The following is an 18,877-nucleotide window of genomic DNA, read 5'->3' as shown; positions in this document are numbered from 1 at the left end:
TGTGCTTGCGATATATCTTATTCTATTTTAGACGGCTCGGAACATACTCTGAGTCACTGCTTTCGGTTTCTCTGTTGTCTTTTCGACTTCTTTGCGGGCATCTTCCAACTCCTGCAGGCGAATCATCTCGTCCTTTGCATCATCCAGTCCAAGATGCGTATAAGTGTTCATGGTAACGCTGATATCGCTATGACCCATCAGATACTGCAGCGTTTTCGGATTCATCCCCGCACGGGCCATATTGCTGCAGTAGGTATGCCTGCAAACGTGCGGTGTAATGTTTGGCATCTGAACCCGGTAAATATTATTGTATCGGCCTACCATACTGTTGAACCGGTGTTCCCAGTGCATGGCCACCAGCGGCATTCCGTCTTTGTCTCTGAAAAGGAATCCAATATATCCATCCACCATTTTCTCAGGAAGATCGGTTGGCCTGTCCTCCAGAATGGCTCTGAACATCTGATACACTTCCTCCGTCATAGGAATTTTTCTCGTTCCGGCATTGGTCTTGGTGGAAAAGATATGATACTGTCTTTTTGAATCGCGTTGCAGCTGATGATCGATTCATGCGGATTGAATTTCATCAAGAATTCCTCCAATCTGCTCCGGAGCATCCCTCCTTTCCGATTAGTAGGGATAGACTTCTCCCTCTGGCAGTTATGTATTGCGATTCTGCCTTTTTCCGTTTTGTGAGCCACGTCTATATAAAAATTTCCGCTATATTTTTTCCTATATAAAAGGAAGTCCCGTCCGCAGGTCGTGTGCCTGTGAACGGGACTTTTTCTGTAAATCGGAAAATCAGCGAACTTCAATACATATCTGCTGTCGAGGGAAGAGCGAAAAATATTTTTCAGGAATCTACTCACAAAACGGAAAAACAGCTTTCCCAAATACATAGCTGTCAGAAAGGGATAAGCCTTTCGGAAATGGAGGTGCTGCAAAATGCAGGATGCGATGCGAGAAAACACACAGCCGCTTGAGCCGGACGCAGTTGATGATGAACTCATTGATGTTCTTATCACCATCAGCGTGGTAGCCAAGAGGCTGGCAGAAAAACTGAAAACCAAAGCAGAAAACGACAAGGAGTAATGACCATGAGTAAAATGAGCGAACTGTCGTTGGTACTCGATGACATGATTACCTGCGGCGAGAACATGATCAAGGCAGCAAATGCCCTGAAAGACATCTTTTCTTCTCCTACAGAAGAAACTACAGCTGCTCCGGCGGTAAAGACGGACAAGCCTGCTGAACCGGCAGCCGAACCGCCAGCCAAGACCTATGAATTCACCGATGTGCGAAAAGCATTCTCGGCAAAGTCCCATGAAGGATACACCGAACAGGTCAAGGCTCTCATCACCAAATACGGGGCAAGCAAACTCAGCGACATCAAAAAGGAAGATTATCCACACAATGACAAAGGCGGAACTTCTCCGTTTTGCAGATGAGGTGCTTGCACCTACTGCACAGCTTGCCTTAAAGGGCAAGGGAGATTTCAAAGCCGGAAGTCACTGTCAGTTCTGCAAGGCAAAAGCAACCTGCCGCAAGCGTGCCGAATACAATCTGGAACTTGCGAAATACGACTTTGCGATGCCTGCAGAACTTGAGGATTACGAAATCGATGCAATCCTTATGAGAATCGGCCAGTTCATTTCTTGGGCGGCTGATGTAAAGGAATATGCATTAAACCAGGCTCTGCTCGGTACGGACTACGGTCACTTTAAGGTGGTCGAAGGCCGCAGCAATCGAAAATATGTAAGTGACGCTGATGTTGCATCGGCAGTCCAAAAAGCCGGATATGACCCATACGAGAAAAAGCTCTTGGGCATTACGGCAATGACCTCGCTTCTCGGTAAGAAGAAGTTTGAGGAACTGCTTAGCAGTTTTACTTATAAACCGCCGGGCAAACCAACCTTAGTTTCTAAGGCGGACAAGCGTCCGCCAATGAAAAATACAGCAGAAAATGATTTCAAAGAGTAAAGGAGACCACGATTATGAAAACTTTCACTAACCCCACTAAAGTCGTAACCGGCATCTGCATCTTCAGCTACCTTAACTGCTGGGACCCGAAGTCGATTAACGGCGGCACCCCCAAGTTCAGCGTTTCGCTGATTATCCCGAAGTCCGATACCAAGACCATCGAAAAAATCAAGGCGGCAATCCAGGCAGCCTATGAGGAAGGCCAGGCAAAGCTGAAGGGTAACGGCAAGAGCGTGCCTGCTCTCTCTGTCCTCAAGACCCCGCTTCGTGACGGCGATGCAGAGCGTCCCGATGATGAGGTCTACAGAAACAGCTACTTCATCAACGCCAACTCCGCTACTGCTCCCGGCATCGTAGATGCTGACCGCAACCAGATCATTGACCGTTCGGAGATGTACTCCGGTGTCAAGGGTCGTGCTTCTATCAACCTCTACGCATTCAACTCCAACGGCAACAAGGGCATTGCCTGCGGTCTGAACAATCTCCAGAAGATTGCAGACGGCACTCCTCTCGGCGGCAAGTCCCGTGCAGAAGATGACTTTGCAACTGCGGACGATGAGGATTTCCTCAACTAATAGCAATCGCAACTATGACAATCCGGGCGGCATGGAAACCTGCCGTCCACTATCAGAAAGGTAAGGTGACAACCTATGACAATGGAACTTGTAAACACCCTGATTGACGCAGCCATCCGGGGGACACTTCTTGGAATCACGATGTTTTTCTGGGGCTGCGCTCTGATTGCAGTATGGAAATGGCTCTTCGGACTTGCAAAGAGGTTCTTCCACTGGCTCTGCCCCAACTTCCGTAAAAACAAATCTGACAAGCAGTAATCCACACGGGGCGGCAGCAAAAAAAGCTGCTGCCCTTATTCTATTAGACTGGAGGCAATCATGAGAGAAAAAATACAATCCCTGAGTATCGACCTTGAGACCTACAGCAGTGTAGACTTGAAGAAATCGGGTGTATATCCCTATGCGGAAAGCTCGGATTTTGAGATTCTTCTGTTCGCTTATGCGGTAAATGAAGGCGAGGTGCAGGTCGTGGATATTGCCTGCGGGGAAGAAGTCCCCGATGAAATTTTGCAGGCACTGACCGATGATACGGTTACCAAATGGGCATATAACTGCCAGTTCGAGCGTGTATGCCTGTCTTACTGGCTGAGGAGAAATTATCCTCAGTATTTCAGCAGCTACAGCATTGCGGAGGACTCAGTCGGAAACTATCTTAACCCGACTTCGTGGAAATGCTCCCGCATCTGGGGTGCCTATATGGGGCTTCCATTATCCTTGAAGGGTATTGGTGCTGTCCTGAAACTTGACGAACAGAAGATGGAGGAAGGCTCTGACCTTATCAAATACTTCTGTAAGCCATGCCGTCCCACTAAGAAGAACGGTGGTCGCACTCGGAATCTGCCGATGCATGACCCCGACAAATGGACACTGTTCAAAAAATATAATAAGTGCGATGTTGAGGTGGAGCTTGCCATCAAAGAAAAGCTGGCAAAATTTCCTGTGCCAGATTTCGTATGGGACGAGTATCATCTCGATCAGGAAATCAACGACCGGGGCATTTTGCTGGATATGCATTTTGTAGAACAGGCCATTGCAGTAGATGCACAGACCAAGGTTTATCTCCGCAGCAAAATGCAGGAGCAGACAGGACTTGAAAATCCCAACAGTGTGGTGCAGATGAAAGGCTGGCTTTCAGATAACGGCGTGCAGGCAGAATCTTTGGATAAGAAAGCTGTAAAAGAGCTGATCTCCGACAGCGAAGACCGTATCGCTGATGTGCTATCCTACCGACAGCAGCTCGCCAAATCCTCCGTCAGCAAATACACCGCCATGCAGAACGCTGTCTGCGCCGATGGCAGGGCAAGGGGCATGTTCCAGTTCTATGGTGCCAACCGTTCCGGGCGCTGGGCAGGCAGGCTGATTCAGCTGCAGAATCTTCCGCAAAATCATATGGATGATCTGGAAGAAGCACGAAACCTTGTCCGTGACGGCAACTTTTCTGCATTGGAAATGCTCTATGATAACATTCCAAATGTACTGTCGGAGCTGATCCGCACTGCTTTTATCCCCAAACCGGGATACAAGTACATCGTTTCCGATTTCAGTGCGATTGAGGCGCGTGTGCTTTCTTTCCTTGCCGGGGAGCAATGGCGCGTTGATGTATTCAAGGCAGGAAAAGACATCTACTGCGAATCGGCATCACAGATGTTTGGCGTGCCTGTCGTGAAAAATGGCATCAACGGTCATCTCCGACAAAAAGGCAAAATCGCAGAATTGGCGCTTGGTTACGGCGGCTCTGTCGGTGCATTAAAGGCAATGGGTGCTTTGGACATGGGACTTTCTGAGGACGAGCTGCAGCCACTGGTGAATGCCTGGCGTTCTTCCAATCCTCACATCACACAGCTATGGTGGGATATTGATGCAGCGGTCAAAAAAGCTGTGATGTATAAAACCTCTGTACAGTCACACGGTTTCAGGATTTATTATAAAAGCGGTATGCTTTTTATTGACCTTCCGTCCGGCAGACGGCTTGTGTATGTAAAACCCCGTATGGGTACAAACCAGTTCGGTTCTGACTCTGTTACCTACGAGGGCATCAACACAGGCAAGTGGACGAGAATCGAAAGCTACGGTCCCAAATTTGTGGAGAACATCGTTCAGGCGGTCAGCAGGGACATTCTCGCTTATGCAATGAAAACCCTCTCGCACTGCTTCATCTGCGGTCATGTCCACGATGAACTTATCATCGAATGCAGTCCTGATGTATCGCTATCTGCAGTGTGTGAACAGATGGGCAGAACCCCTCCGTGGATTAGTGGCTTGCTGCTCCGGGCAGACGGCTACGAATGTAACTTTTATCAGAAACAGTAAAAAACGGCAGCAGTGCTGACCTAAGTTTGGTCGGTACTGCTGCCGCTTTTTTATATTTATACTTTTCCTGTTATTCTGTCTTAAGTTCATCAGCAAGTACTCATGAGAATTCTCATAGCAAACCGTTTTACGGAAGAACTTGTCTTAGTGCTTCAGAAGCCCCGTCAAGATCATTGCCTAAAATTAGTTCATAGTAGTCCAAAGAATCAACAGCTAACGGAAGTGAAACAGTTTCTGTCGCATCCATAATCTTGGCACAACTGTTGACACCCGGAAAGACAAAACCACATCGTTTAACATCTGTCAATAGGACATAAGATAACAGTTGATGAGTATCTGATCTCGCACTTCGAGTATTAGGTTTGTATTTCGCATCAATAACAGCAACCGGTTTTTGGCTTTCAATATCTCGAATAATAATATCGGGAATGCAGTACGGCATTAGGTGAATGCCACGCTCTGCCTCCGCAATTTCATTAACATCGCGCTGTATATAAAGTCTCTTAGAATAACGATCCAATGAATACTTTTCCGTATTCATTGTTCGCTTCAAGACAATTCTTGCATAAAATTCAAACAGCGATTCCATGTTTATCATATATGGAATCGTGAATACGCTTTTGGCTACTGATTGCCCTTCCTCGTTCTTAACAGCGTAGTATTTTTGCCCATAAATACACCGGGCTTGTTGCAAAAGAGGCTTATAATACATATAAAGCCCCGATGCATCCGCATCATTAAAATCGCTCGCTTTAATTTGAACAAACTTTACACGCCGAAATGCATTCTGACAATATGCTATTCGTTTTGACACTTCTGAAGTCGGAGGAAATTTTCTGCCTATTATGTCTTTACATCTCAATAAAGTTCCCTTGAGGATTCGGTTTTCGACATTATCTTCAGTAAAGTCAATATATTTGCAATAAACACGATCACTTCTCCCTCTGCAAGTATTCATACGAATGTTTTTCTTAATCTCAATTTTCCCTCGGACCTTTGAAGCATAATTTTCTTCTTGATGGAACATCGTTTTCTTTAAGCCTTTTCTGCAAAGGCTATAGCATGAAGTGATAAAGCTTAGGGCATATAATAATTCTCCGTCTTGTTCTGTATCTTGAGATAGCTTAATCAACGGCTGATCATAAAACACATGAAACAGAGCCTTTCCCTCGGCATCCATTTCCGCAATATAGTCATCATATTCATCATCCGTCATTACCGTTTCAAGCATCTGCCAAGGATTCATTCCATACTGTGATGTAACAGCAATAATATGTTCCTTTCCTCCTGTCTGAAGATAATGCCCATTTTTATCATACAACCTTCCCACTCCCACATATCCACTGCTCCATAGTTTTCCCTGAAATCTATGTATGCCAAAGTTGACCTCCGGTGCGGAGAGATCTACCTTTGTCCATACCTCATCTTTGCTATTTAGCACAGACCAATCATTTACTTGATGAATTATTACATCTCGTACCATAACATCACTTTCCTATTAATATCCTATTTTTGTGCGCACCTCTTCAATAAAAGTCCCCACATATTCATTGTCAATGCACTTTCCAGACCTTGTCATGTTCCCAAACTCTTTAGCATACAACATTATATTATCACTGATAAAGCGAACTCTTTCACCACGGTCTGCAGCATCACGAATTTCCGAAGGAGTGTGCTCAATAGCTTTCAAGTCCTCAATGGTATCTAAAATCCCATCTTTTACGTATTCCCTTAAAATAGGAATAATTTGAAAAACGAAGCGTTCAACGAAATCCTCCTCGTATCCTTCTTTTCTTTTTCTGAGAAAATAGGTATGCCCAAGACGAACATCGCTTTTTTGATACTCATCATTAAAGTAGCTTTCATTATCAAAAATTGCTTGTACTGCATCAAACACCAACAGTTCAATAGAATTCTCATCATCATTTTCAGAAGCATTTTTATAGCAGCTGATAACGACATTACGATCTGCAGGGCTATCAACAAAAAGGAAACGCCTACGAATAGCGTAATCAATTGAATCAATAGATTTATCAGCGGTATTCATTGTGCCAATAATAAATAGATTCTTTCCAAGAACAATGTCCTTAGTTCTTGACACGGAATCAGTTACCTTGTCCTCGACCTCATAAGGTGTAGATACTTTGCTGTCACGATATTCGAGACCATAAATCAATTCCCCAAATACTGTAGCAATATTTGCTCTATTAATCTCATCAATAACGAGATAAAACTTCGGAGGTACATCTGGCTTTTTCTTTTCAGCAAGTTTTGCAAATTCAGCAATCTTGCCAAGAATTCTATTCACACTGTTATACGATGGAAGTCCTCCATCAGCCTTCACCTCAATGCCTCTTATGAAGTCTTCATAACTGTATGATGGATGAAACTGTACTAAATCCCATCCACCTGTGAGCAATTTCTCTGAATTCTCCGGATTCGAATAGTCTTCTTCTGATAACTTATAAGTATCAAGTGCAGAAGAAATATCTTCCTGACTCACAAAACGTTTTGCTAAAACTTCCGAATCCGGATTCAACTGTTTAAGCACAAATCTTTTACTCTCAAAGGTTTTTGATGTGCCAGGAGGTCCCTGGAATATCATCTGACGAACCCCGATATTTTCCATAATCTGCTGATAATCCTTTAAGTCAGTCATTTTTACCACTCCTTTTATTTCTATGCCTTTTTCTTCACCATTTGTGATGTTATAAATATCTTCATATGCCCCAACGCTAAAGGGTGTCAAACCCGAAATTAGATTTTCATATTTCTGCTTATCGACTTTGACTGTTTTTCCTTGCTGTGTCCACAGAGTTCGCAATTGTCTCATTCTTGTGCCGAAATAATCAATGCGTGCTTTTTCTCGTTCTGTTTGTGAAGCTGCATTAACATTTCTTAATGTATCATGCAGGGAAGATAGATACTTTATTTCCAATGAAATCAATTCATCTAAATCCATATAAGACTCATCGTGTCCCTTTATCAGTGATACGTTCATCTCATATACCTTCAAATAGTACAGCAAGAGTCGATATAAAGATCCATATATTTCTGCTGGGTTATTATCTTTGCATACATTATTTGTCGTAAAAGTATGTAGTCTTAGTCCATTCAAAGGAAGGTAGGTGTCGCTCGGTGAACCATCTGTATATGAAATCTCATATGCTGCAACATCTGACCGTTCAGCCCATCTTCCCACATTACCCGGCCGAGTAGAATAATATGCATGAGGATTACGCCTATTTTTTCCTTTTACAGCAGTTTCATAATAGTAGCTCGGAGCATCCTGCGCTTTTACCAAATAAGAGGCATATGCTACTGGCACAGATTTGCTTGGTACAGATGCAACCTCTATGTTAAACAAGAGAGATTCTGTTGCTATATCACTTGGAAACACCCCATTTAATATAACTGCATCAATTACACTTTCTAACAAACCTTTATAATCAGAACAGTGATTCGGGATGATTTCTCTTTCATAATAGTTGATTGTATCCTCCAAAGAGTAAGGGGCAACCCTATCTCCCGAATTGACCATAACCTTCCGTATGTCTGAAATACGATTCAGCCCTGATACGCCTGTATTCAATTTTGAGGAAAGTGCTTGCTCAAAAGACTCTACATTGCCACTAATAATCCCCATTGAAGAAAGATAGTTCAGAAAAGGGAATATCTGATACACCAATTTCTGTTTAAACTTGTCCAACACAAAATAGGAAGTCCCTGTGCGATCAACCATAAACATTCCATGTCCTGGCATATATTTTTCGGCAACATCAAGAACTCCGGGTGCCGCATTAGAGGACAAAAATTCCCTTATACTATCGAAGATATCTGTAATAATCCTACCCGCATTTGCATTAACTGCATCATAATATCTTTCGATTATTCCTCTATCAGCTTTTAGTTCGGCAACATAATCCATTCTCCTACGCAATGCATAATCTAAATGGCCAAAATGGAATTCTCTACATTCTGTGAATATTAGAACAACATTGTTTGGAATGCATAAATTTGAGCCGTCAGCAAGTGGAACAGATTCATTACGGAATTCCATAGCATAGATAAGATTACCCAATAATGCACCTGCGTCAAGCCTTGAAATATCATCAAATATCACTGCATAATATTCTTCTGACAGCCTTGCTCTATCACATAGTTTTTTTATTCGTTTCTCCACATAGTCTACAGTCATTGAACCTGTGGCTTTTATGTCGATACCATAAACGATATCTTCATATGTCATGCTCGGATGAACCTGAATAAATTCACATTTGCTACTGTTTATGAAAGTCTCAATCTTATCCAAATCCTCATAGATGTTCTTCGATTGGAGACTATTTATATTTAATTTTTCATGGCACAGGTAATAGGCCGCTGCTCTTGCAAGAAAAGTTTTTCCTGTAGCAGGATTACCTGTAAACAGTAAATTTTTCATATATAATTATTCTCCAATATTATCTGTGGTCAATATATTCAAAACCAATCTGGCAAGGAAATAAGATACCTTCGGCGGCACAGCATTACCAATCTGCCGACTTATTGATCGCTTGTCTCCATAAAAAGTGTAACTGTCCGGGAAGCTCTGAATCCTTGCTGCTTCTCTTGGCGTTAATGTCCTATTCTCATCAGGGTGGATAAATCTTCCTCCAGCTGGAGTATCAAATCTTGTAGTTATAGTCGGAGCTTGCTCATCCCAACATAGTCTGCCATACGAACCGCTATGAATCGAATTAATTCGTTCATTAAGAACCGTGTAATTTTCACCATTTTTTATTTGTTTCATTCTTTCAACGGCAACCCTTGAGTGCTTAGATTTGATGTGATTTGTTATTGTTTCTGTCTCACAAGAAAGATATTTTTCATACTCTGTTTCAGGAATAGGGTTCCGAATAACTCCGTCTGAGGTTGTCATTGGCAAATTTCCAATAGCATCCCATACCGTGACAGCATCAAAATAGGTTGGGATTTCAAGCAAAATATCATTCTTTGTTTTTTCCCACAATGCGTCAATGTCGACATCTTCAATAAGCGTGCCAAGAATTATCATTCTTTCTCTACGCTGAGGAACTCCAAAATCAGCAGCATTAATTATCCTATGGTATATATGATAAGGCTTACCACCCAATGCTTCTGAGTCTTGAAATACTCTCTGAATTTCTTCAAATATTTTCCCATCTTGCATGGTAGCTATACCTTTTACATTCTCCATAATAAATATCTTTGGCATAACTTCCTTCACCACATTAAAATAGTGCTTAAAAAGGTAATTACGTGGATCATCAATGAATCCATGTCTGATTCTTGCACCAGCCATAGAAAATCCCTGGCACGGCGGTCCCCCAATGATGATATCAGCATCTGCACCTTCAAAGTTTCCAGAAGTATCTATATTCTTAATATCATCAACAATCATTTTGACTTCAGGATGGTTAAGTTGATATGTGTTTGCTATAACTGGATCAAATTCCACCGCCTGTTCAACATCACATCCTGCTTGCCTAAAGCCAAGTGACAAACCTCCGCATCCTGCAAATAAATCAATTACTTTCATCCGCATCAACCCCTCCACTTGTTCTGTATCTGATAGCAAATGACTTTATATATTCACTTTCAGATTTAGTTAGTCCATATGCGGCATTTACAAAATCATCTATCGCATGAATTTCTTCCAGGCAATTGCGATGTTTGTATTCATACTGAGTTTGTTTTGTTCCTACATATACTTTGGTTGCCTCAAGTCTATCTATCAGTGCTGTTGCTAAATTGGTAGCGTTATCAACTTTTTGTATTACAGGCATTCTGAAGTTGTTAAGTGTCTTGCTCACGTGCCAACAATCTGAAACACAAATCCAATACCACCAAAAAAGCGATGAGTTTATTATGCAATAACAAAAATCAGCCTCTTTGGCGGTTGCAAAACTAAACACCTTATATTCTGGGTCATCAACTTTTGTTCGATATGCCTTCATCCAAAATGCCTCTCGGCGATTCAAATATACCGATTCATTTCCATTCCGTGAAGCTTCATAAATAGGTGTAGTAATTGTAGGATTAGTGACCTTCTCAAAAATATCAACATCCATCTGATTGCCCAATTTAGGGATAAAATCATCACATTGGTGAGTATTTCTTATCACCTGCAAATTTTGAAAAAGAAATTTCCTTTCATTCTTGTACCAATATTGATAATTTCCGGTATACAAGGTTATCGGTATACGCTTGTCCTTACCAATAAAAATGCATAATTTCTGATGCACAGAATCAAACAAACAGTCTGGTCTGTCTGCAAAACTCATAATATATTGTTCTGGAAGTAGTGCAGTCAAATCTTCTCGAAGCTGTTTCATGCGCGGAGTTGATGTATATGACAATGGAATGATAAAGCCCATTGCCCCGTTCTTCTCCAAGTGTTCAGAGGCATTGATAAGCACATTTGCATAAATATTTCCATATCGCTTATTTGGAGATAAACCACTTTTTGAATCCTCAACATATGGAGGATTGCCTACTATGATATGATGCTTAATCTGCTTCTGTACCTTGGTTCCTACAAAATCGTATGTTGTAAATCGGCGATTCATAATCTTCCCCAAACCATAGCAATATTCTATCCCGCAGAATTCCGCAACACCAAGTAATAATCTTAATTTTGTGATCGTCACTGAGTCACAATTAACATCGTTTCCATATATAGTTGAAACAATCTTTGTAATATCAGTATTTGACAATACTTGTTTGTTCTGTTTCAGCAACGCCAATTTCATTTCAAGAGTGGCAAGCAAATACTCTCCTGCACCACAAGTTGGATCGAAAACTGTCTTTTTGTAGCAAAAAGATTTATATGGAATGCTACACAAATCCATATCAGATATATTATCTTTAGTAAGCTTTCCAAATAAAGATTTTACGCTATTGACTAAGATAAACCGTACAACATCGTTTGGTGTGTAATAAACCCCCTTGTTTTTTCTTATGGTTTCCTTCTCGTTAATTTTAGAAAGATTTTCCTGAACCTGAGCATATGTATACCTGCTTTCGTTTTTTTCATCTGTATAAAAGTCAAAATCTTTAATTTTTGCAATGATTCTTAACTCATTACAGATTTCTGCGACATCCTTGTTAGAATATCGACTACATATATATGAATAAACAAGCCGGATTGCAGATGCTATTAAATCATCCGCTCCTCTTGGCTTGGCACCATCAATTCTATTCATCGTTGGTGTCATCCTTTCTATCTCTCCAATTTCTTCCTCTGCAACCTTCTAACAGGATTCGTGATATCAACCACATAACAATTTAGTTCATCGCAAATTTCTATGAGATTGTCTTCTTCGCCAATTTAAAAGCTAAGTTGAACAAGCTCTGGCATACGGCGGCAAAACTCTTTGCATTTGCAAATTTGTGTCTTTATTTTCTGTTGCTATTGTTTGTTAACCTTTCTGTATTATGCTGCCGGGATATGTCCCCACAATACACAAGTTGCATCCCACAGCTGTTTTTCAAAGCCAATGTTGGCATTTGTTTTGTCCGCCATTTGTATATGCCTCACTTTTCTTATTTTCGTTCTTCGTTTTCCTCAGTGCCTATTTCAGGATCATCTCGAACAAATTCCATGATATCTCCGACATCGCAATTCAATGCATTACATATCTGAAGCAAAACCTTGGAATTTACATTTCCTCCATGTCCGAGCTTCGCAATCGATGTGGCACTGATTTCTGCCATTTCACACAGTTCTTTTTTCTTTATATTTCTATCAATCAATAATTTAAAAAGTTTGTTATAACTGAACCTCATAACTGCCTCCTGTCTATTTGCACCAGTTACTGCTGTTCCTCTATATCATTCCAAGTGCGTCCGAACAACGCACCCTCACCCGGACTAAGCTGTAAGACCTTGCTGCTTTCCATGATTTCCTGCGATCGTTTCGTATAAGAGCCTTCTTTATCCATTGCTATAAAAACTTGCTTTGCCGTTCCTTCATAAAGTCCCAATATCTTTTCAATCGCATCATCTTCAATCTGCTTTAGCATGACGGAATCATGAGCAATAACAGGCAATTTAGTTAATGTAAGCATCGCCAAATCAAATACAACCAGTCCCTTATACTGTGCCCCCGTTCCGCCATCACGCGGAGTAAAAAATGTATAGTGCGAAGCATCTGTGATAGTAAGTGTTGGGGCGGTCTTTCTACCGCCGTAAATTTCATTGTTAATGTCAAACATCTCAGAGTTAATCTTCTGCTGCATAATTGCAATCTGTTCTACAACTAAACGATTCAATTCAGCCTCATATGCCTTTGCTGTATTTGAAAGTTCTGTCGTTTTAACATAGTTCTCATTTGCAGAACGCAGTGTTTTTAATTCTTTGTCGATTTCCGCATACTGCTCCAGCACCGCTTTTGACAAATTGGTTACTCTGGCTATCTGCGAAATTTCCGCCTCAATTTTTGTAATTTCCTCTTCTACAAGAGCAAGTGCTGCCTGTAAATTTTGTTCTGTTTCGATAAACTCTTTTTTTAATATTCCTGCCAACTGTTTATGAAAGCTCTCAATGTCTTCTATTCTTTGAAGGTCTACATCCGGGAAAAATTTAAGCAAGTCATCATAGTTTCGTTTGAAGCCTTTCTTTCCCAAATCCCTATCTACACGAATTGCTCTCAATTGGGAGCGCAAACGCGACCTTTGCCTCTTAAAGTTTGACAGTTTCCCCTGTAGAACAGAAAGCTTTTCTGCCTGCATAGAATCCAGATCAAGAAGCCCATTTGAACTCTTCTTTGCCAATTCTTCCGCCTGTGCATTCAACTCCGCAATTCGTTCTTCGTTTGCATCATATTCCTTTTGTTTCCCCACAGACGGAATATATCTATATTTCTGAGCCTTCTTAAATGTTGAAAGCTGATCCTTTGCCTCTGCTGTAGTTTTGGACTGTGCCTCAATACCAGAGTATAAATCCGTCAACTTCAGCAAGCCTTCAATTGCTGCGGCTGCCTTTTCCTGTTTTGCTTGATGAAGCGGATGTTCTTCATCGAGTGTTTCACGCTTATACACACGCATAGATCGACCAATAGCATTTCTGAATGTCAAACCAGGCAAGTCCATATCGTAGTGGGACTGCAAAAACGACAGAAACTGGTTTATGGACATTAATCCGTCTGGCAGGGGATGATACTCTTCATCACATTTTTGAACATTCTTATAATCGATGTTTGACCGCCAGAAATAATGCATGCCATCAAGGAATTTATATGCAAAGCAGATTCTGTGTTCGCCGACCTCAGTCTGCACATCCGTCAATTTTTCGACATAATCGTCCCCACCAAAGACAAAATCGACAATCATAAGAAATGTAGATTTACCGATAGAATTAGAGCCCGTTGTGCTTCCCATAACTGTATTAAGCCCAGGATGCAGTGCAATCCGTCCGCGTGGATTTCCGTGATCTTTGAATTTATCACACATAATCTCAACCAACATAATGCAACATACCTCCTTCCTCATATAATTCAATCTTGCCTAAAGCATAAAGACAATCCAATATTTCTAAAAACTCACCTATATCAGTCATCTTGGATTTCACTTTTTTGTAGAGAATATCAGGTCTCATATCTTCGTTTTCCAAGCAACTTAAGACCACAGGAAATTTGGCCAGTATACTTGCCTGATACGGTGTTACCTTACTCGGAAATCTCATGAAACACCTCACAATTCTGTATAAAATATGCAACCACAATATGGCATGCCCGCATATTTTTATTTCCCACTCCAGATTTATTTTTTATCCATTCAGCCAACTCATTGACAACTTCATCCTGTGAAAGCTGGCCATTATCTAATCTTTTATATGTAGTCTCTATTTCGGATGCAATCAAATCGAAGTCTCCGGTTCCATCACGATTCATCGCAGAAAACAGCTCATCAATATAATTGTAATATCGTAATACCCGTGTCATCTCGTCATTTTTCAGGAGATGATTCTCTGGAAGGATTTTTTGGTCTAACCGCAAAGCATCTAACGGAAGTTCTTTCAATTGCGTATCGTCCGTTATTCCGGCCAGTCCATACAAAACATCTTGTATTTCTTCTTCGAGCGCTGAATCATTTATATCGATGCGAAGAGCATATGTATCGGATGCGCGCTTTTTAATCTCGAATAGCGTTGTATACTCTTCCACTGTAGGCTCAATTTCATACTCTTCGGCATGATCTCTGCACAAAGCAATTCTATTGGATGGAGCATCTATACGCTTAGGTCTTGGAATCGAAGCAAACTCCGATCCATCAAGGCTTATATTATTGGGGAAAATACTTACTACCTCATATTTTTTTACGGGAGTACTTTTAATATATTCTACGAGTGGCACGTGACATATTGGACATTCATAGCCAACTTCTGCCAATAGCGGTATATCTTCGCTCAAAACAGGTGTATTAGACAGCCTATTCTCTCTGTTAATTACATAAATCAATAGTGTCCCAAGGAACTCAGCTTCTTTCCCATCTTCGAAAAAAGCTGCCAGTTCCTTTTTCTTTTTTGATGCAATGATGCTGTCAGCATCAACACATTTTTCGATAGCCTCGAACATGTCATCGCTTACTATAGGATTCAAATACGGAATCAGCTTATCCGCACAATGCTTTATAGCATCTTTAATTATTTTTCGAGTTGAGCAGGAACTCTTGATAGCCTTCGGCACATCCACTTTTCTCTTTAAGAGATCGCTAATCAACGATGGCGCGAGATTAACCGGATTTCCTCTTTTATCCACAACATTAGGCATATCCGTAATCCACCCCAACAAAAGTTCAACGACATCTTTATCATCATTGGGCGGCTGCATAGCGCCTTGTATGCACTTCGCAAATTCTGCAAAACAAAGTTCCGTCAACGCTATTTCTCCTCTCCAACTCGAATTTTTCTCGAATTTCACTCTAATTCCACGTTAAATACTTTTCGACCTATTCCTCTTAAAATTATATATGTAGCAAGGCCGAGAAAGCATCACAAATACACAAGGTTCTCACTACGTATTGTATCATAAGCCTTTGCAAAATTCAATGTTATTTAGCGTTCGCAAAATTATTTTCATTGTAACATTTGAATTTTTGTGAAAAAGCTATGATATAAAACCGGCATTTGACGCATCTATTTGATCACAGATGGCTCATATCACTTGACGGACAACTGAATACGAACAGCGAATCGATGAGCAGAGGAGCTGCAATCTGGGATGGAGAATATCTCCATGCGGACTGCGGTACGGATTTTTATTGCCTTTTCGCTGATTTGTCATGGATACCTCCATTCCCCACACCGAATGGAGGTATTTTTCATGGCAAGCAGAGTAAATTCAATCACACGCAATTACAACAACGAACCACTGAAACCGGGCGAGGTTCTGGTTCCAACCATGTACGATGCCGCTTTTGCCAAGGCACATTGTACAAACCCTGACTGCATCAAGAGCATCAATGTTGCAGGTAGAAACTTCAAGGTGCTGTATATGGCAGTTCCTGAGTCCGTTGCCAAAGCTGCTCGTAGCTCCTTTGATTTGGCACTGAACGAACAGCTCGGACATTACGCGGTACCAAATTCCGTATCCATTGACCAGCTGACTGATGACTACGACCTCGACCTTGCAAGCGTTCCGTCCCCGGAGGATATTATGATGGAGTGTGAAAGCAAAGCAGAAACTGCTGCGATGTTTGCAGACCTTGTTCATCACCTCATCGATCGTTCACCGAAGCACGGTCTCGCAGCACTGCTTCTGCTCACCGATGTCAAAGGTGCAGAATTTCACGAAAAAATGCATCTTGGACACGATGCGGCGAACACCGTCCGCAAGCAGTCTGAAAACTTTCTGAAAGCAGGTCTTGCAAATATTAACTTGGATGGACTTCATGTGAAGCAGTCCAAACACAACGAGTATTATCGCGCTGAAGCATATCGCCTGTTGGATGCACTCCTGAAACTGTACAACGTATAAGAAAAAGATTCTCCGGGGCAGCACTTGCCTCGGAGATTTTTGTGATTAGACCGTAAACTTCACATCAAAAACAAATATTATCCTACCTCTTGGTTGATATCAGAACACCTTAACCGGAATATCCTCCTCTGGTTTCTTCCCGGAAAAATAGTGTTCCTCAAGATACTCATTAAATTTCTCTCTATGGATCATCCACCGGTTATCATTCCTCACAGCAAAGATGTTCTCGCCGTCTTCTGCGATTCGCCGCATTTTCTTGATTCCAATGCCGTAATACTCAGATGCCTCCAGTATCCGCAGCATATACTTTTCATTGATGTTTAATTTCTCTGCCATACAGCAATCAGCTCCTTGGGTTTTATGGTACTGACATTAACGCTCTACTCTGGGCAGAAGTCAACTTAATTCTCTCGATATGCGGCAATACTTTTTAACGGTATTATCGTTATAAAGTTTGCACCCACCTATAAAAAGACCCGGCTTTTCATCCGGGCACTTGTACATTTTTCTTTTTTAATCGTCCGAAACGTATACGAACAGTATGATCATTGCTTTTGCTCTGCCGCAGGAAGCACCAGTTTGCCGCATTTATCTCTGATTTGAGGCATTTATCAAAGTCCTTCCATGGCAGATAAAAAGCACTTTGATTTTCTCTTTCATCGCTTAAAGTCCTCATGTTTTCGTGATTTTATCAAGCGGCACGCAGGCGTCTTAACGCTTCTTGTACAGCACCAGTTCCGGGGCTTCGCCCTCGGGACCGTAGGTGGAGATCAGGATAAAATCCATCCCGGCCAGCACGCCAAAGCAGCGCTCACCGCCGAACTCCGATTCCAGCTGGGTGCCCAGATAGGTTGTCTGGTCGTTCAAAAAATTTACCGCCGCACCGCTGGGCAGCGGATAGGCCAGGTTCACATACCGCCCCACCAGCGCGTTCAGCTTTTCCACTTTGGGCAGGCCCTCCACGTGCAGGTCGTTGATCTCCTGTATCAGCTGGCGCTTGAACGCCTCAAACTGACCGTTGTCGCTCAGCTCGTCGTAGCGTTTCCAGTAGTCCAGCGTAGGCAGCAGGTCCCGCATGTAGGCGCGGGCCTGTTCCTCGGTGAAGTGTTCGTTGGTCATGTGCCGGACGCATGCGTCGATCAAATCGTCCATGCTGCTGTAGGTGTAGGTGCCGTCGGCGTAGCACCATTTGCAGTAGTCCTCGTTGGGGGAGCCATCCTTGTTGTGGCTGATGATGGCATCCTCCAACGGCATGCCGCAACACTGGCACACCAGCTGCCGCGGTGTGCCCAGCAGCGTGTTGATCGATACATCGAACTCTTTGGATAGGAGCTTCAGCGTTTCGGTGTTGGGCACGGTCTCTCCGTTTTCCCAGCGGGATACCGCCTGCCGGGTCACCAGGATGCGCTCGGCCAGTTCGTCCTGGGACAAGCCTTTTTGGGTGCGCAGCTGTAAAATCACATCTTTTGTTTCCATCAGGGTCACCTCCGTTGCTTTTATTATAGCGGAAAGGCGGGCAGAGGAAAAGCAACCCGCTGTTTCCCCGCTTAGGGCAATACCGTACAATTCTAAGTGCCGATGCGGCGAGCGAGAAGTACAAGCTGCTAAGCAAAAAGCGCAGATAATACTGGATGTATTATCGAGCATTTTTGCGACGCAGATTGTGCTTCGCAGCCGCAGCAGCGGTGCTTAAGCTGTAAAGCGGGAATTGTGCGGTGTTGCCTTAGCTGCTTTTCCCTTCCAGTATGCTATAATTGCCCCCGCGCGTCAAGAGGTGCGAACGGTTTAGAAAGGAGTTTACGGACCACGAAAATATGGAACAAGATCCTGTGCGCTACTACGAAGCCGCAGAGCCTCCTGTGAGGGCTGCTGTTGGCGGCAGTGACTTTTTACGGGCAGTGTCAAATGTAGACCTTACGGATGCGCTGAAAGAAGCGCGGCCTGATGCGTATAATGATTTAGTACACAGCTTGCAGAGAAAATGGGCAAGTGTGTACTAAAGTGTACTTGAAAAAGAAAA

17 protein-coding genes and 1 pseudogene are annotated in these 18,877 nt (G+C 42.4%); 7 read left to right on the top strand and 11 right to left on the bottom strand.

Annotated features, from left to right (window positions below; translation table 11 throughout):
- Nucleotides 1-27: 27 nt before the first annotated feature.
- Complete coding sequence (locus OGM81_03640) at nucleotides 28-480, bottom strand: tyrosine-type recombinase/integrase (GenBank protein ID UYJ44235.1); 453 nt, start codon at nucleotides 478-480, stop codon at nucleotides 28-30.
- Nucleotides 481-942: 462 nt separating this feature from the next.
- Here OGM81_03640 and OGM81_03635 point away from each other — a divergent pair, with 462 nt between their 5' ends.
- The 6 genes and pseudogenes from OGM81_03635 to OGM81_03610 all read left to right on the top strand — a co-directional run bounded on the left by OGM81_03635 (nucleotide 943) and on the right by OGM81_03610 (nucleotide 4,862).
- Nucleotides 943-1,089, top strand: coding sequence for a hypothetical protein (locus tag OGM81_03635; protein ID UYJ44234.1), 147 nt, complete (start codon nucleotides 943-945; stop codon nucleotides 1,087-1,089).
- Between the two features lie 5 nt (nucleotides 1,090-1,094).
- Nucleotides 1,095-1,445, top strand: a complete 351-nt coding sequence (locus OGM81_03630; protein UYJ44233.1) for a DNA ligase — start codon at nucleotides 1,095-1,097, stop codon at nucleotides 1,443-1,445.
- Nucleotides 1,408-1,977, top strand: a pseudogene (locus tag OGM81_03625) (DUF2800 domain-containing protein). Before OGM81_03630 ends, OGM81_03625 begins: the two are co-directional and overlap by 38 nt.
- Before the next feature lie 14 nt (nucleotides 1,978-1,991).
- Nucleotides 1,992-2,552 carry a DUF2815 family protein gene (locus tag OGM81_03620; GenBank protein UYJ44232.1) on the top strand — a complete coding sequence of 187 codons (561 nt, stop codon included), beginning with the start codon at nucleotides 1,992-1,994 and terminating at the stop codon, nucleotides 2,550-2,552.
- A gap of 75 nt (nucleotides 2,553-2,627) precedes the next feature.
- Nucleotides 2,628-2,810 (top strand): hypothetical protein, encoded by a 183-nt coding sequence (locus tag OGM81_03615; protein UYJ44231.1) that lies wholly within the window; start codon nucleotides 2,628-2,630, stop codon nucleotides 2,808-2,810.
- 60 nt (nucleotides 2,811-2,870) lie between these two features.
- On the top strand, nucleotides 2,871-4,862 hold the full coding sequence (locus OGM81_03610; protein ID UYJ44230.1) for a DNA polymerase: 1,992 nt from the start codon (nucleotides 2,871-2,873) through the stop codon (nucleotides 4,860-4,862).
- A gap of 127 nt (nucleotides 4,863-4,989) precedes the next feature.
- Here OGM81_03610 and OGM81_03605 read toward each other — a convergent pair whose 3' ends face one another.
- The 8 genes from OGM81_03605 to OGM81_03570 all read right to left on the bottom strand — a co-directional run bounded on the left by OGM81_03605 (nucleotide 4,990) and on the right by OGM81_03570 (nucleotide 15,759).
- Nucleotides 4,990-6,345, bottom strand: coding sequence for an McrC family protein (locus OGM81_03605; GenBank protein ID UYJ44229.1), 1,356 nt, complete (start codon nucleotides 6,343-6,345; stop codon nucleotides 4,990-4,992).
- A gap of 15 nt (nucleotides 6,346-6,360) precedes the next feature.
- Nucleotides 6,361-9,303 (bottom strand): AAA family ATPase, encoded by a 2,943-nt coding sequence (locus tag OGM81_03600; protein UYJ44228.1) that lies wholly within the window; start codon nucleotides 9,301-9,303, stop codon nucleotides 6,361-6,363.
- Nucleotides 9,304-9,309: 6 nt separating this feature from the next.
- Nucleotides 9,310-10,419: a DNA cytosine methyltransferase gene (locus OGM81_03595; protein UYJ44227.1), complete on the bottom strand. Its 1,110-nt coding sequence runs from the start codon at nucleotides 10,417-10,419 to the stop codon at nucleotides 9,310-9,312.
- Nucleotides 10,406-12,085, bottom strand: coding sequence for an SAM-dependent methyltransferase (locus tag OGM81_03590; protein ID UYJ44226.1), 1,680 nt, complete (start codon nucleotides 12,083-12,085; stop codon nucleotides 10,406-10,408). Before OGM81_03590 ends, OGM81_03595 begins: the two co-directional genes overlap by 14 nt.
- A 340-nt stretch (nucleotides 12,086-12,425) precedes the next feature.
- Nucleotides 12,426-12,668 (bottom strand): helix-turn-helix transcriptional regulator, encoded by a 243-nt coding sequence (locus OGM81_03585; GenBank protein UYJ44225.1) that lies wholly within the window; start codon nucleotides 12,666-12,668, stop codon nucleotides 12,426-12,428.
- 26 nt (nucleotides 12,669-12,694) lie between these two features.
- Nucleotides 12,695-14,347: a DUF2326 domain-containing protein gene (locus tag OGM81_03580; GenBank protein ID UYJ44224.1), complete on the bottom strand. Its 1,653-nt coding sequence runs from the start codon at nucleotides 14,345-14,347 to the stop codon at nucleotides 12,695-12,697.
- Nucleotides 14,337-14,564 (bottom strand): hypothetical protein, encoded by a 228-nt coding sequence (locus OGM81_03575; GenBank protein UYJ44223.1) that lies wholly within the window; start codon nucleotides 14,562-14,564, stop codon nucleotides 14,337-14,339. Before OGM81_03575 ends, OGM81_03580 begins: the two co-directional genes overlap by 11 nt.
- Complete coding sequence (locus OGM81_03570; protein ID UYJ44222.1) at nucleotides 14,548-15,759, bottom strand: hypothetical protein; 1,212 nt, start codon at nucleotides 15,757-15,759, stop codon at nucleotides 14,548-14,550. The genes OGM81_03575 and OGM81_03570 overlap by 17 nt, the downstream gene beginning before the upstream one ends.
- Nucleotides 15,760-16,203: 444 nt before the next feature.
- Here OGM81_03570 and OGM81_03565 point away from each other — a divergent pair, with 444 nt between their 5' ends.
- The gene (locus OGM81_03565; protein UYJ44221.1) at nucleotides 16,204-16,857 is read left to right on the top strand and encodes a hypothetical protein; all 654 of its coding nucleotides are present in this window, start codon (nucleotides 16,204-16,206) and stop codon (nucleotides 16,855-16,857) included.
- 99 nt (nucleotides 16,858-16,956) lie between these two features.
- On the opposite strand, the gene OGM81_03560 is transcribed toward OGM81_03565, so the two are convergent.
- Both OGM81_03560 and OGM81_03555 read right to left on the bottom strand, forming a co-directional pair.
- On the bottom strand, nucleotides 16,957-17,193 hold the full coding sequence (locus tag OGM81_03560; GenBank protein ID UYJ44220.1) for an excisionase: 237 nt from the start codon (nucleotides 17,191-17,193) through the stop codon (nucleotides 16,957-16,959).
- 375 nt (nucleotides 17,194-17,568) lie between these two features.
- On the bottom strand, nucleotides 17,569-18,333 hold the full coding sequence (locus OGM81_03555) for a zinc ribbon domain-containing protein (GenBank protein UYJ44219.1): 765 nt from the start codon (nucleotides 18,331-18,333) through the stop codon (nucleotides 17,569-17,571).
- Nucleotides 18,334-18,877 lie beyond the last annotated feature (544 nt).

Source organism: Oscillospiraceae bacterium (assembly GCA_025758045.1).
Classification (GTDB): Bacteria; Bacillota; Clostridia; order Oscillospirales; family Ruminococcaceae; genus Gemmiger.
The sequence above is the reverse complement of the archived record's forward strand: the minus strand, read 5'-3'. Positions and strand labels throughout refer to the sequence as shown.

Bases quoted from the DNA above. Each gene is read 5' to 3' on its own strand.
- OGM81_03590 (UYJ44226.1), bottom strand. From the start codon at position 12,085: ATGAATAGAATTGATGGTGCCAAGCCAAGAGGAGCGGATGATTTAATA.
- OGM81_03640 (UYJ44235.1), bottom strand. From the start codon at position 480: ATGACGGAGGAAGTGTATCAGATGTTCAGAGCCATTCTGGAGGACAGG.
- OGM81_03610 (UYJ44230.1), top strand. From the start codon at position 2,871: ATGAGAGAAAAAATACAATCCCTGAGTATCGACCTTGAGACCTACAGC.
- OGM81_03560 (UYJ44220.1), bottom strand. From the start codon at position 17,193: ATGGCAGAGAAATTAAACATCAATGAAAAGTATATGCTGCGGATACTG.
- OGM81_03555 (UYJ44219.1), bottom strand. From the start codon at position 18,333: ATGGAAACAAAAGATGTGATTTTACAGCTGCGCACCCAAAAAGGCTTG.
- OGM81_03635 (UYJ44234.1), top strand. From the start codon at position 943: ATGCAGGATGCGATGCGAGAAAACACACAGCCGCTTGAGCCGGACGCA.
- OGM81_03605 (UYJ44229.1), bottom strand. From the start codon at position 6,345: ATGGTACGAGATGTAATAATTCATCAAGTAAATGATTGGTCTGTGCTA.
- OGM81_03585 (UYJ44225.1), bottom strand. From the start codon at position 12,668: ATGAGGTTCAGTTATAACAAACTTTTTAAATTATTGATTGATAGAAAT.
- OGM81_03615 (UYJ44231.1), top strand. From the start codon at position 2,628: ATGACAATGGAACTTGTAAACACCCTGATTGACGCAGCCATCCGGGGG.
- OGM81_03620 (UYJ44232.1), top strand. From the start codon at position 1,992: ATGAAAACTTTCACTAACCCCACTAAAGTCGTAACCGGCATCTGCATC.
- OGM81_03595 (UYJ44227.1), bottom strand. From the start codon at position 10,419: ATGAAAGTAATTGATTTATTTGCAGGATGCGGAGGTTTGTCACTTGGC.
- OGM81_03565 (UYJ44221.1), top strand. From the start codon at position 16,204: ATGGCAAGCAGAGTAAATTCAATCACACGCAATTACAACAACGAACCA.
- OGM81_03580 (UYJ44224.1), bottom strand. From the start codon at position 14,347: ATGTTGGTTGAGATTATGTGTGATAAATTCAAAGATCACGGAAATCCA.
- OGM81_03575 (UYJ44223.1), bottom strand. From the start codon at position 14,564: ATGAGATTTCCGAGTAAGGTAACACCGTATCAGGCAAGTATACTGGCC.
- OGM81_03600 (UYJ44228.1), bottom strand. From the start codon at position 9,303: ATGAAAAATTTACTGTTTACAGGTAATCCTGCTACAGGAAAAACTTTT.
- OGM81_03630 (UYJ44233.1), top strand. From the start codon at position 1,095: ATGAGTAAAATGAGCGAACTGTCGTTGGTACTCGATGACATGATTACC.